Source organism: Rhizobium deserti (genome assembly GCF_004358025.1).
GTDB lineage: Bacteria > Pseudomonadota > Alphaproteobacteria > Rhizobiales > Rhizobiaceae > Neorhizobium > Neorhizobium deserti.
In genome coordinates this window covers 202,486-214,820 of the sequence record NZ_SMTL01000002.1, presented here as the reverse complement: position 1 = coordinate 214,820, position 12,335 = coordinate 202,486, and the positions used below count along the sequence as shown (strand labels likewise).

Annotated in this window: 11 protein-coding genes; 5 read left to right on the top strand and 6 right to left on the bottom strand. The window is 61.9% G+C overall.

Features of this window, described 5'->3' with window-relative positions:
• Positions 1-315: 315 nt before the first annotated feature.
• From E2F50_RS07385 to uvrB, 3 genes are read right to left on the bottom strand one after another with little or no spacing between them, the layout of a single operon-like run.
• Complete coding sequence (locus E2F50_RS07385; protein WP_133315462.1) at positions 316-603, bottom strand: type II toxin-antitoxin system RelE/ParE family toxin; 288 nt, start codon at positions 601-603, stop codon at positions 316-318.
• Entirely contained in the window at positions 603-848 is a 246-nt protein-coding gene (locus tag E2F50_RS07380; RefSeq protein WP_133315460.1) for a CopG family ribbon-helix-helix protein, read from the bottom strand. Before E2F50_RS07380 ends, E2F50_RS07385 begins: the two co-directional genes overlap by 1 nt.
• Before the next feature lie 53 nt (positions 849-901).
• On the bottom strand, positions 902-4,018 hold the full coding sequence (gene uvrB, locus E2F50_RS07375; protein WP_133315458.1) for an excinuclease ABC subunit UvrB: 3,117 nt from the start codon (positions 4,016-4,018) through the stop codon (positions 902-904).
• Positions 4,019-4,217: 199 nt separating this feature from the next.
• Here uvrB and E2F50_RS07370 point away from each other — a divergent pair, with 199 nt between their 5' ends.
• From E2F50_RS07370 to E2F50_RS07355, 4 genes are all read left to right on the top strand, one after another.
• Positions 4,218-5,693 (top strand): DUF1800 domain-containing protein, encoded by a 1,476-nt coding sequence (locus E2F50_RS07370; protein ID WP_133315457.1) that lies wholly within the window; start codon positions 4,218-4,220, stop codon positions 5,691-5,693.
• Positions 5,694-5,695: 2 nt separating this feature from the next.
• Positions 5,696-6,874 (top strand): DUF1501 domain-containing protein, encoded by a 1,179-nt coding sequence (locus E2F50_RS07365; protein WP_133315455.1) that lies wholly within the window; start codon positions 5,696-5,698, stop codon positions 6,872-6,874.
• Positions 6,875-6,958: 84 nt separating this feature from the next.
• Positions 6,959-7,666: a haloacid dehalogenase type II gene (locus E2F50_RS07360; RefSeq protein ID WP_133315453.1), complete on the top strand. Its 708-nt coding sequence runs from the start codon at positions 6,959-6,961 to the stop codon at positions 7,664-7,666.
• A gap of 209 nt (positions 7,667-7,875) precedes the next feature.
• The gene (locus E2F50_RS07355) at positions 7,876-8,220 is read left to right on the top strand and encodes a hypothetical protein (protein ID WP_133315451.1); all 345 of its coding nucleotides are present in this window, start codon (positions 7,876-7,878) and stop codon (positions 8,218-8,220) included.
• 484 nt (positions 8,221-8,704) lie between these two features.
• Here E2F50_RS07355 and E2F50_RS23180 read toward each other — a convergent pair whose 3' ends face one another.
• From E2F50_RS23180 to E2F50_RS07340, 3 genes are all read right to left on the bottom strand, one after another.
• Positions 8,705-8,851, bottom strand: a complete 147-nt coding sequence (locus E2F50_RS23180) for a hypothetical protein (RefSeq protein WP_202615428.1) — start codon at positions 8,849-8,851, stop codon at positions 8,705-8,707.
• Positions 8,852-9,096: 245 nt separating this feature from the next.
• Positions 9,097-9,489 (bottom strand): hypothetical protein, encoded by a 393-nt coding sequence (locus E2F50_RS07345; RefSeq protein ID WP_133315450.1) that lies wholly within the window; start codon positions 9,487-9,489, stop codon positions 9,097-9,099.
• 201 nt (positions 9,490-9,690) lie between these two features.
• On the bottom strand, positions 9,691-10,080 hold the full coding sequence (locus E2F50_RS07340; RefSeq protein WP_133315448.1) for an acyl-CoA thioesterase: 390 nt from the start codon (positions 10,078-10,080) through the stop codon (positions 9,691-9,693).
• Positions 10,081-10,316: 236 nt separating this feature from the next.
• On the opposite strand from E2F50_RS07340, the gene E2F50_RS07335 reads away from it, so the two are divergent.
• A complete protein-coding gene (locus tag E2F50_RS07335) occupies positions 10,317-12,149 on the top strand; it encodes a methyl-accepting chemotaxis protein (RefSeq protein WP_133315447.1) in 1,833 nt (610 codons plus the stop codon).
• Positions 12,150-12,335 lie beyond the last annotated feature (186 nt).

Here is a 12,335-nt window from a genome sequence, read left to right as displayed (position 1 = left end):
TTTTCAAGATGTGAGGGAGAAACTCGTCTGGTCGTGCGATCAGTCTAGATACCCATTCATGCCAGTTGTGCCGTCGCAATTTGGCGCATTTAAGAAGCGATGATGGTACAGATGATGTTTACCCGGCCTTCTCTGGTGCGGCCCAAGAACATCGCGCCTCGGTGCTGCGTCTAGGCTCGTCATGAGCCGTCTGCATGAATTCCTGGCGCTTCTCTAGCTGAGAGCACAGGACAAGGGGCCTGAATTACCGCCCCGGCCGGCCCATCTTGTCCTTGATCCGTCCCTTGCGCTTCTGCTCGCCGGGATCCTCGCCCGTCATAGCCGATCCGGCCATCGCTGCGATGTGTGCATGATGGTGATGATCTGGATGTGGTTCGGCATGAGGCGATAAACGATGATGTATGGGATGTCCGTCAGAACGAATTCCCGCGTATCGGCGAGACGACCGGGGCGGCCCTTGTGGGGATGGTCGCGAAGCAGATCTATGGATCTGGCGATCCGCGCTACGACTCGTTCTGCTGCGGCGGGATTGTCCTGACCGATCCAGTCTCCCACATGCCGCAGCCGCCCGAGTGCGCGCTTCGTGTAGCGGATGGGCAACATCAGACGGGGCGCGGGGCGACGCCAAAGCGGGTGAGCACGGCATCGACCTCGGCGTCCGTAGCAAATTCACCGCGATGGGCCTCGGCAAGTCCGGCCTCGATTTCAGCCAGCTGCCATTCCTCCCGCGCGAGGAAATCTTCGATGGCGTCAGCGGCCACGGTGCTTGCGGGGCGCGACAGTTTTTCCGCCAGCCTAGCCAGGCGGGCCGCTGTCTCGTTCGGAATGCGGACAGTGATCGAATCCATAGGAATACCTCAGGCTTGGCTAATTATGAAGACGCGGCAGATCTGGTCAAGCCTTACCGCCCCGGTCGCCCCGTCTTGCCCTTGGTGCGGCTCTTGCGCTTCTGCTCGCCCGCATCCTCGTAGCTCCCAGCGCCGACCTTGCCACGCACGACGGGGCGGGGGTCGTCCTTGCTACCGATTGGCGCTGAGGGATCCGCGCGTTCCGGCAGGCCTTCCAGCAGCGGCGAGAAGCGGCGGTTGGGGTCACGCGACGGCTTGGGCGGCAGTGTGCTGGGGACAGGCTTTTCCGTGCGGCCGACGGTCATTTCGTCGAGCGTGTTGCGGCGGAAGAGCGGGCGAGCGGTGTCCGTGCCCGGGCCCATGTCGTCGAGGCTGGGTTTGGCGAAGAGGGATTTGCCCGAGGCACCGTCTCCCCGCCCGTCGCCTTGGCTCCGGGCGTTCGTCGCTGCAATCGATTCGCTGGATCGATTGCTCTCCTCCGCAGACCGCTCCTCACCCCCCTCTGTCCTGCCGGACATCTCCCCCTCAAGGGGGGAGATCGAGTCGTTGCCGCCCCTTGCTCCGCTTTTGCTCTTGCCGCTTGCGGGCTTGCCGCTCTTTCCCGAGCCGCCTTCCAGCTGCCGCGCTTCGTCGCGGGCGATGGGATCATCCATGACCGCCAGTTCGGCGGCTTTCAGGCGCTTGATCTCGTCGCGCAGGCGGGCGGCCTTTTCGAAATCGAGATCGGCGGCGGCATTGCGCATGTCCTTTTCCAGCGCGTTGAGATGCGCCTGGAGATTGTTGCCGACCAGGTGGCCGCCATCCGCAAAGCCCTTGCCCGAAGCGCCGGAAATATCGGCGCGGACATGGTCGCGCTCGTAGACCGAATCGAGGATATCGGAAATGCGCGCCTTCACCGATTCCGGCGTGATGCCGTGTTCGGTATTATAGGCCATCTGCTTTTCGCGGCGCCGGGCGGTCTCGTCCATGGCGCGCTGCATGGAGCCGGTGATCTTGTCGGCATAGAGGATGACCTTGCCGTCCACGTTACGGGCGGCACGGCCGATGGTCTGGATCAAGGAGGTTTCGGAGCGCAGAAAGCCTTCCTTGTCGGCATCGAGAATGGCGACGAAGCCGCATTCGGGAATGTCGAGGCCTTCGCGCAGGAGGTTGATGCCGATCAGCACGTCGAAAGCACCGAGGCGCAGGTCGCGGATGATCTCGATACGCTCCAGCGTGTCGATATCACTATGCATGTACCTCACGCGAACCCCCTGTTCGTGCAGGTATTCGGTGAGGTCCTCGGCCATGCGCTTGGTGAGCACGGTGCAGAGGGTGCGATAGCCCTTTTCCGCGGTTTCGCGGATCTCGCCGAGCACGTCATCCACCTGGCTGCGGGCGGAGCGGACTTCCACGGGCGGGTCGATGAGGCCGGTCGGGCGGATGACCTGTTCGGCAAACACGCCGCCGGACTGTTCCATTTCCCAATTGCCGGGCGTGGCCGAGACGGCGACGGTGAGCGGGCGCATGGCATCCCATTCCTCGAAGCGCAGCGGCCGGTTGTCCATGCAGGAGGGCAGGCGGAAACCGTATTCCGCCAATGTTGCCTTACGTCTGAAGTCGCCCCGGTACATGCCGCCGATCTGGCTGACGGAAACGTGGCTCTCGTCGATGAACAGTAGGGCATTGTCAGGAATGTATTCAAACAGGGTCGGCGGCGGCTCGCCGGGGGTGCGGCCGGTGAGATAGCGCGAATAGTTCTCGATGCCGGCGCAGGAGCCGGTGGCTTCCAGCATTTCGATATCGTAGCGGGTGCGCTGTTCCAGCCGCTGGGCTTCCAGCAGGCGGCCGCCCTTTTCCAGCTCGGCGAGGCGGTGCTTCAGTTCTTCCTTGATCGACTTGATGGCGCCGTTGAGGGTGGGGCGCGGCGTGACATAGTGGGAATTGGCGTAGATTTTGACCGATTTCAGGTCGCCGGTCTTGTGGCCGGTGAGGGGATCGAATTCGGTGATCGCGTCGATCTCGTCGCCGAACATGCTGATGCGCCAGGCGGCATCTTCCAGGTGGGCCGGGAAGATTTCGATCGTGTCGCCGCGGACCCGGAAGGAGCCGCGGGTAAAATCCAAGTCGCGGCGCTTGTATTGCTGAGCGACGAGATCGGCCAACAGCTGACGCTGGTCGAGCCGGTCGCCGACGGCCATCTGGAAGGTCATGGCCGTATAGGTTTCCACCGAGCCGATACCGTAGATGCATGACACCGAGGCGACGATGATGCAATCGTCGCGTTCGAGCAGCGAGCGGGTGGCGGAATGGCGCATCCGGTCGATCTGCTCGTTGATCGAGCTCTCCTTCTCGATGAAGGTATCGGAGCGCGGCACATAGGCTTCCGGCTGGTAATAATCGTAATAGGAAACGAAATATTCCACCGCATTGTCGGGGAAGAAGTTCTTGAACTCGGAATAAAGCTGGGCGGCGAGCGTCTTGTTGGGCGCGAGGATGACCGCCGGGCGCTGGGTCGCCTCGATCACCTTGGCCATGGTGAAGGTTTTGCCGGAGCCGGTGACGCCGAGCAGGACCTGGGAACGCTCGTTGTTGTTGATGCCCTCGACAAGATCGGCGATTGCCGTCGGCTGGTCGCCGGCCGGCTGGTAGTCGGAAACCATGTGGATGGAAACGCCGCCCTCGGATTTTTCCGGCCGGTGGGGGCGGTGCGGCGTCCACAGCTTGCCGTCCTTGAACAAGGGGTTGCCGCTCTCGATCAGCGCCGACAGCGCTTCCACCGTGGCGGTGACCGCGCCGGGCGCCAGATTGGCGGCTTCCTCCAGCGACACGTCCATGCCGGCGACCGGGTTGAGGCCGGCGGCGGCGCGGGTTTTCGGATCGGACGAGGCGCCGATCGACACGCCGCGGGCGGTCTTGCCGGCGGTCGTATGCTTGGCCGTTTGCGGCTTGTCCTTCGCCGCGGCCTTGATCGCTTCCTCGCGGGCGGCGATCTCGATCTTCTTGCGGTGTTTTCCCGCCTTGGAGGCGATCTCGCGCTGCGTTTCGACGCCGGAGGATTCCGCCTCGGCTTCCAGCTGCTTCACCCAGTCGGCGACGGAGCCGGACAAGGGCGCGCCCTCGAAGGACGATTGCGGAGCTTCGGCGAAACCGGATTTCGCGGAGGGTGATGTTTTGGGGGATCTCGCCATAGGGCAAATATGGAGGCAGTCGCGGTCAAAGGGAAGAGGTGGCGGGGCAAAAACCGGTACAAAAGGGAAACGAGGCGGCTGGTGGGGTGGTGGGGCACGAGCATGAGCGCAAATTGGACATGTCCCGAAATAGCCCTATTTCCAAGCGGTTTCCGACACTTTTTTCCCCGACCCTGATTCAGCCAATCAAGGAGTGCGAATGGCCCTTGCAGATCCGACATTTGCGGCCATCCGCTTTGGATACGGCCTGCGTCCGGGCGACGCGATGCCTGCCGATGCGGACGGTCTTCTCGACCAGGTGAAGCAGGGCGTTTCCAAGAAGCCGCGCTTTCCCCGGGAAGGCATTGTCGGTCGGCGCGAAACGGCGACGCGGGTCATTTCGCTGCGTGCCGCCGAGGCCAAGGCGGCCAGGGACGGAAAGCCGAACGAAACGATCCGGCGGCAAACGCAGCGGGAAGCGCAGGCCATCTACCGCCAGGATGCGGTCGCGCGGCTGGCCCAGGCGGTGAATTCGCCGCTCGGCTTCTTTGAGCGCCTGGCGAGCTTCTGGACCGACCATTTTTCCACCAGCGCGCTGAAATCCCTGCCGATGCGGATGGTGGTGCCGCTCCACGAGGCGGAAGCCATCCGTCCGCATCTCGGCGGCTCGTTCTCGCGGCTTCTGGCCGCGGCCGTGCTGCATCCGGCCATGCTGATCTATCTGGACCAGGTGCAAAGCGTCGGGCCCGATTCGGTCGCCGGCCAGAGGGCCGGACGAGGCCTGAACGAAAATCTTGCACGCGAACTGCTTGAACTGCATACGCTCGGTGCCGGCAGCGGCTATGGCCAGGACGACGTGCGCGCCGCCGCCCTGATCCTCACCGGGCTTTCGGTCGACAACCGTTCGCTGGACGTGGTGCATCGGCCGCGCTTCGCCGAGGGCGGGGCGATCAGCCTGCTCGGGCGAACTTATGGTGACGACGAAGGCGCGGGGCAGGACCATGTGCTGATGCTCGAGGACCTGGCCGCCCATCCGAAAACGGCCGAGCATATCTGCCGCAAGCTGCTGTCGCATTTCATTTCCGACACGCCGCCGCCGGACATGCTCGCCCCCATGGTGGCCGCATGGACGGCAAGCGGCGGCAATCTGACGGAGGTCTACCGGGCCATGCTGCAGCAGCCGCGGGCATGGTCCGATCCGGGTCAGAAGATCAAGCGGCCGTTCGAATTCATCGCCTCGGGCTTTCGCGCACTGGATCTTCCGGAAGGGAATTTCGCCACGCTTCTGCGCGACATGGAAAACAGCGAAGCGGCCGATGGCCCAATGGGCAAGGCAATCGACATGGCGAGCAGTGCGACAGCCCGGGAAGAAGCCAAGCAGCGGGCGGCGACCGCCAATGCGCTGACGCTTGCGGCGCTGCAAAGGATGGGGCAGCCCATATGGCAGCCGCCGAGCCCGGCAGGCTTTGCCGACGATGCCTCCGCCTGGCTGACCGCCAGCCAGCTCAGCGAGAGGATCGCCTGGTCGCAGAAGGTGGCGCGCACTTTTGCCGGCAAGCTCGAGCCGTCGCAATTTCTGGAAGCGGCACTCGGCGATGCGGCCACGCCGCAAACCCGAAACATCATTTCGCAGGCGCCCAACAAGGTGCATGGGATCACCATGGTTCTCGCCTCGCCCGAGTTCAACAGGAGATAACGATGACCCTGCAAAACCGCCTGCTGCTGTCGCGCCGCGGCTTTTTGGCCGGCGCCTGCTGTGCCGCTGCGGCGCCTGTGCTGACGCCCGTGAGCTTCGCCGCCATGCCCGGCGACGCCCGGTTCGTCACCATCATCCTGCGCGGCGCCATGGACGGGCTCGACCTGGTACAGCCCTATGGCGACCCCGCCTATGCCGGCCTGCGGCCGAAGCTGGGGCTGACACCCGACAGCGGGCTTCTGGACCTGGACGGCTTCTTCGGCCTCCATCCAGCAGCCTCGGCGCTGATGCCGCTCTGGCAGGCGGGCGAACTCTCCTTCGCGCATGCGGTATCGACGCCCTACCGGGATCAGCGCAGCCATTTCGACGGTCAGGACATTCTCGAAAATGGTGGTGTCAATGGGAGCCAGCGCAGCGGCTGGCTGAACCGGACGCTGTCGGTCATGCCCCGTTCGGAAACGCGCAAGGCGATCGACATCAACACGTCTCTGGAACTCATCCTGACCGGACCTAACGAGGCGGATTCCTGGTCGAGCCAGAGCAATTTTGCGCTAGCCGAGGACGAGATGTCCTTCCTCGACCGGCTTTATGCAGGCGACGAGGCTTTTACCCGGGCGATGCAGGAGGCGAGGCGGACAGATATGTCGTCCGATGCGCTTCATGGCGGGGACAAGCGCGGGACTGGCACGGCGGACATGGCGAAGCTGGCAGGTGGCATGCTGCGCGAGGATTACCGGATCGCCAGTTTCTCCATCCATGGCTGGGACACGCATGTGGGCCAGAAGGGGCAATTCCGCAAAGCTGCCCGCGGCCTGGCGACGGCCATTGTCACCCTGAAGCAGACGCTTGGCGAGGAGGCCTGGAAGAAGACGGTGGTGCTGGCAATGACCGAATTCGGCCGGACGGCGCGTGAAAACGGCACCGGTGGCACCGACCACGGCACCGGCGGGCTCGCCATCCTGGCGGGCGGCGCCGTTGCCGGCGGCAGGGTTCTCGGCCAATGGCCGGGGCTTTCGCCGGACAAGCTGCTCGACAACCGGGACCTGATGCCGACCGGCGACGTGCGCGAGGTGGCGGCCGCCATGCTTTACCGACAGTTCGGTGTGGATCCGAACAACCTGACCAGCAAGGTGTTTCCGGGGCTGAGTTTCGATAAGGGTTCTGTTTATTTACAGGGCTAAGGGGGATGTCACGCGGCCCAAGCGTCCCATTTGAAAATTGACTGTTCTTTCAGCCTCCGTTCACCCAAGCAGCAGGTTTTCTCCATGGCGCAAATCGACGGTCCGATGTTCAAGCTCCATCCCGCACCGAAGGTCATCACCTTCGACTGCTATGGTACATTGGTGCAGTGGTACGAAGTGCTTCTGCACGAGATCGATATGGTCCTCGCAGCGCATGATCCACGCGGTGTCGGTGCATCGGCGATTCTCGATCAATTTTCGGCACAGGGGCGCCGGTTGACGGCGGAGCGACCGCACCGTCTTTACAAGGACATCCTGCGGATCGGCTTCACCGCGGCCTTTGAACACCATGGCCTGACCTTGAACCCAGAGGACGTCGAGTGGATCGCTTCGGCGCCGAAGCGGATGGGACCGCATGCCGATGTGCCGGACGCCTTGCGGCGGCTGCGCCAACATTACAAGCTGGCGATCTTCACCAATTCCGACGATGACCTGATCGCCCCGACCGTGGCGAGCATCGGCGTGCCCTTCGACTATGTCATCACCGCCGAGCAGGCGCAGGCCTACAAGCCATCACGGCAGCTGTTCGAATACGCCTATCAGAGGATGGGCGTGACGCCGGACGAGACGGTGCATGTGGCCATGGGCATGTATTGGGACATGAAGGCCTGCCACGAACTCGGCCTGCGCGGGATCTGGGTGAACCGGCGGGGTGAAACCGGCAATCCGGATTGGCTGCCTTATGCGGAAGTCCCGGACCTGGTGAGAGCAGCAGAGCTGCTTTTGCCGTGATGAGGGTTTAACGAAGGCGGCTTTCCGAAGCGTGAGACGTCGCGACGGTCACGCTGGATAGCCAAGCATCGACATTGGCCCGGTGTATTTGCGAACTTTACCCAATAATGGAACACAAGTGCGGACGCAGGCTGCATCATTTCCGTCGACTTTGCGGACGGAGAATGCAAGATGGCCCATGTAGAACTCAAATTCCTTCAAGGACAGACATGAATATCACCAGCGTTCGCACGGGCTTTGTAGCACTTTCCTTTAGTATAGCGATGAGCGGATTAACCGCTACCTCGGTTTACGCTGCAGAATTCTCCTTCACGGCGACAAATTCCACGAAATCGGCTATTACCAAGGTATTGGTATCGGAAAACAAGAAAGAATGGGGATATTTCGACATCGGCAGCGGCATCAAGCCGGGCGCGACTGTCGATCTTGTTTGGGACAAAAGCACAAACAATGAAAGCTGCGGCCAGTGGGTCAAGGCAGCCTTTGCAGACGGATCCGAATCGGAGCCCGCCAAGTTCGATTTCTGCGAAGAAGGTCTCGAGCTCGATTTCTGATCTCGGTTACGCGATATCGTAGCGACATGTTCGGCAGGTCACATTCTGTGACCTGCCGTTTCTTATGGGACGGTTCAGTTGGCGCAGACGGGAAATTTTGTTCATCCAAACATGACTCCCATCGGGTTGGGAATGAAGCCGGCGCCGTCGCGAAGCTGCAGACTCCAGCGTTGGCATCAGCATCACCGCCTCTGCCTGTATATGAGCAAATTGCAGACGAATGCATTGATCAGGATGGCAAAATTTAGGATGTTGGATCCGCGGAAATCAATGCGCAGCATCAGGTGAGCGATAAGGAAGACGCACTGCAGAAGGAGTGACACGAGGGTGTATGTCTTCATCTCTCTCGCTCGTTGACGCTGCTGACATTTCGCCTCAGAAGCCGCGAAAAGATTGCAAGCTCTCCCATGACAGGCGGCGGGTCGTTCACGGCTCGAAGCGGAAGATGACTTTCGGCCTGAGCGGTCGAGATGGCAGGTCTTCTCTATTCGGCAGGCGTTCGGTATTCCCTGGATTGGTCACTCTTCGCCTGATCGCGATGCCACTTGATGGCGAAGAACATGCCCACACCCAAGACCAGGATCTTGAACTGGAAGAAGACGATCGGGAACCAATCCCATATTGCATACATCCAGACTATTCTTGAACCTACTATCGGGAATGCGCTATCTCAAATTTGCCGCAGGTAACATCCGCCATGTTGACGCAGACCAGACATGACTTTCGTCCTCGGCAGAGGGCGCTTACCCATGCTTTCGAGGAAGTTGGCCTGACGAGGTGGGGAACGTTTCTGGCACGAGGCTTTCGCGTCTCGCGTGCAGCTATGATCGACCTTCGGACCTGAGAGAAAGCGAATGCCGTGGACGCTGGCATGATCTACAGATTCTTGATCATTTCCTCCGTGATGCGTGAAAGCGCCGGTGTCTTGGCATCCTCGCCGCAGGCAGCAACAAGCTGTCTGTAATCCGAAAGCAATCGAAGGCTCTCATCTTCCATCCAGTCCTCGTAGCGACCTTGCCCGTCCATTTTGTTGATGGAGAATCCGACGACGATCAGCAGGGTAGACTGGGCGACGTCGCAGGCAGTGGCCGCGCCACCATTGCCGAGGAATTGCTGACTTCTGTCCGCCTCTGTTTCCAGCCGTTCATATATTGCTTGCAGGTCCGACACGGATTTGTTCGCAAAGGCTTCGGCGGTCGCGCGGTCGATTTCCAAAGCAAAGGGAAGAAACTCCCTCGAACGCTTCATGTATGGGCTGTCTTCAGACATGGCATGTTCCCCTTGGGCGAACAACAAGAGGGCGGCTGCGGCTGTTGCGAGCCTTCTCGAGCGTGAACGCATCGGCACATCTTTCCGTTGAGCATGGCGGGCCGCTTTCCGGAACTACCTGATGTTGCCACGGAAAAAGTCCAGGGCGGTCACGGCTTCAGCCAGCTGACAATCCGGTCCCGGGTGGAGTTCAGGTCCCGGCTATCCTTCCGTGGGCACGGGCGTCGGCTTGCCGTCGTCGTCGAGTGCCACCATAACAAAGGTGCCGGCGGTGACCTTTTCCAGCACCCGGTGGCGAGCTCGGTGCGCCCAGGCTTCGACATTGAGGGTGATCGAGGTGCGGCCCACCCTGGTGATCTCGGTATAAACGTTGAGCGTATCGCCGATCTTGACCGGCAGTTCGAAGGCCATTTCCTTGACGCCGGCGGTAACGACCCGTCCCTGGGCGCGCTCGCCGGCACGGATGCCGCTGGCCAGATCCATCTGCGCCATAACCCAGCCGCCGAAAATATCGCCGGCGGCATTGGCATCCGCAGGCATGGCCAGGGTGCGCAGGGTCAGTTCTCCGCTCGGCTTTGCAGTCTCGTTCATGCAGCAATCCCCTTGATCATCGTCTTCCTCCCGCAGGCAGGCTAGAGCGAATGACAACAAAATCCCAGCCGATTTTCGAAGCTTGGATGCTTGTTCTGAGCGGGGGGCGGTAGAAGGGCTTCCAGGTTTTGCAAATTTAGCCAGTCCTTACTCGCGTCACCGGCGAGGCAAATGTGGCTTCACCACCTAGTAACGATCCTCCGTTAGACTTGGCTCACCGAAAAAGGGGGGAATCCATGCAGCGTCTTACCATTTCAGTGCGGCTTTACAGTCTTGTCGTGCTTTCGCTCGTTATCCTGGGCGGGGCGATGACCTTCAGCCTGTTCCAGGCCTATCGCTCCTCCGAGCACGAGCGCAAGGCCGGCCTGGCGCAGATGAACGACATCGCGCTCACGGTGCTCAAGAAGTATCAAGGGCTGGAAACGGCCGGCACGATGAGCCGCGAGCAGGCGCAGACGGAAGCCAAGGCGATCATCGGCGCGATGCGCTATGGCGACGGGTCAGGCTATTTCTGGATCAACGACATGCAGCCGCGCATGGTCATGCACCCGATCAAGCCGGAACTGAACGGCTCGGACCTCACGCAGAACAAGGATCCCAACGGCAAATTCCTGTTCGTCGAATTCGTCAATGTGGTGAAGGCCAGCGGCAAGGGTTTTGTGGACTACTACTGGCCGAAGCCGGGCGCCGAACAGCCGGTCGAGAAATATTCGCATGTGGCGGGCTTTGTGCCCTGGGGATGGGTGGTCGGCACCGGCGTTTACGTGGACGATCTGCATGCCATGTTCCGCCGCGACGCGCTGAACTTTTCCGGCATATTCGCGATCGGCGCGCTGATCCTTGTCGGTGGTGCCTGGATCGCCGTCAAGAGCGTGACCGGGCCGCTCGGCAAGGTCAAGCAGGTGCTGCAGAAGATCGCCACGGGTGAGACGGGCGTAGCCGTGCCCTGCACGCAGGAAAAGAACGAGATCGGCGACATGGCCCGCGCCCTTCTGGTGCTGCGCGATTCCGTCGAGGAACGCTCGACCCTGCAGGCGCGCGAAGCCGAGCAGCAGCGGATGATTGCCCAGGAGCGTTCGGAAAACGAACGCAGCATGAGCGGCGCCGCACAGCGCCAGTCGCATGCCATGCAGGAACTCGGCCGCGCCCTGGAAGGCCTTGCCGCCGGCGATCTTTCCGTTTCGGTCAACGATATCGGCGCCGATTACGCCAAGATCCAGCACGATTTCAACGCCGCCGTCGGCGCCCTGAAAGATGCGGTCGCAGCGATTTCCGACACCAGCCTCGTGGTGCGCGACAGCGCTTCCGACATTTCCGGCGCAACCGGCAATCTGGCCAAGCGCACCGAACAGCAGGCGGCAGCCTTGGAGGAAACCGCAGCCGCGCTCGACGAGATCACCGCGACGGTTCGCACCGCCTCGGAGCGGGCCCGCGAGGCGCGCAGCATGGTCAGCGAAACCAAGCAGAGCGCCAGCCGCTCCGGCGACATCGTCCGCAATGCGATCGACGCCATGGGCCGCATCGAGGATTCCTCCAGCAAGATCAGCCAGATCATCTCGGTGATCGACGAGATCGCCTTCCAGACCAATCTTCTGGCCTTGAATGCGGGCGTCGAGGCGGCGCGTGCCGGCGAAGCGGGCAGGGGCTTTGCCGTCGTCGCCCAGGAGGTCCGCGAACTGGCCCAGCGGTCGGCCAATGCCGCCAAGGAGATCAAGACGCTGATCGGCAATTCCACCCGCGAAGTGGAGGGCGGCGTCGTGCTGGTCCGTTCCACCGGCGACGCCCTGGTGGAGATCGCAACGCTGGTGGAGCGCGTCAATGCGCATGTGGAGATGATCGCCACCGCCGCCCAGGAACAGTCGGCGGGGCTGCAGGAGATCAACAAGTCGGTCAACCATATGGACCAGATGACCCAGCAGAACGCGGCCATGGTGGAAGAAACCACGGCTGCCAGCCAGGTTCTCGCCGAACAAAGCCTGCATCTGCAGGAATTGCTGGCGGCCTTCCGGCTCGATGCCCGGTCCGACGGACACTCCCGCGCACAGTCAGGCCGCGCCTACGCAGCCTGATGTCTGGAGCGAGGATGAAGCCCGCTGCAGCAATGCGGCGGGCTTTTCGCGTTCTGGTTCCCTTCCGTTGTCTGCCGTCATGCCCGGTTGCTGGCGCAGTCCCCGCGCGAAAAGACCATGAAAGCGCCTTGATGTTTCAAGGCTTCGTTTACCTCGTTTGGCTAAACTGAGCGCCTGTGTCATCTC

Excerpts from the sequence above, each read along its gene's own strand:
- E2F50_RS07345 (WP_133315450.1), bottom strand. The coding sequence starts at position 9,489 with ATGTCTGAAGACAGCCCATACATGAAGCGTTCGAGGGAGTTTCTTCCC.
- E2F50_RS07370 (WP_133315457.1), top strand. The coding sequence starts at position 4,218 with ATGGCCCTTGCAGATCCGACATTTGCGGCCATCCGCTTTGGATACGGC.
- uvrB (WP_133315458.1), bottom strand. The coding sequence starts at position 4,018 with ATGGCGAGATCCCCCAAAACATCACCCTCCGCGAAATCCGGTTTCGCC.
- E2F50_RS23180 (WP_202615428.1), bottom strand. The coding sequence starts at position 8,851 with ATGTATGCAATATGGGATTGGTTCCCGATCGTCTTCTTCCAGTTCAAG.
- E2F50_RS07360 (WP_133315453.1), top strand. The coding sequence starts at position 6,959 with ATGGCGCAAATCGACGGTCCGATGTTCAAGCTCCATCCCGCACCGAAG.
- E2F50_RS07365 (WP_133315455.1), top strand. The coding sequence starts at position 5,696 with ATGACCCTGCAAAACCGCCTGCTGCTGTCGCGCCGCGGCTTTTTGGCC.
- E2F50_RS07380 (WP_133315460.1), bottom strand. The coding sequence starts at position 848 with ATGGATTCGATCACTGTCCGCATTCCGAACGAGACAGCGGCCCGCCTG.
- E2F50_RS07385 (WP_133315462.1), bottom strand. The coding sequence starts at position 603 with ATGTTGCCCATCCGCTACACGAAGCGCGCACTCGGGCGGCTGCGGCAT.
- E2F50_RS07335 (WP_133315447.1), top strand. The coding sequence starts at position 10,317 with ATGCAGCGTCTTACCATTTCAGTGCGGCTTTACAGTCTTGTCGTGCTT.
- E2F50_RS07355 (WP_133315451.1), top strand. The coding sequence starts at position 7,876 with ATGAATATCACCAGCGTTCGCACGGGCTTTGTAGCACTTTCCTTTAGT.
- E2F50_RS07340 (WP_133315448.1), bottom strand. The coding sequence starts at position 10,080 with ATGAACGAGACTGCAAAGCCGAGCGGAGAACTGACCCTGCGCACCCTG.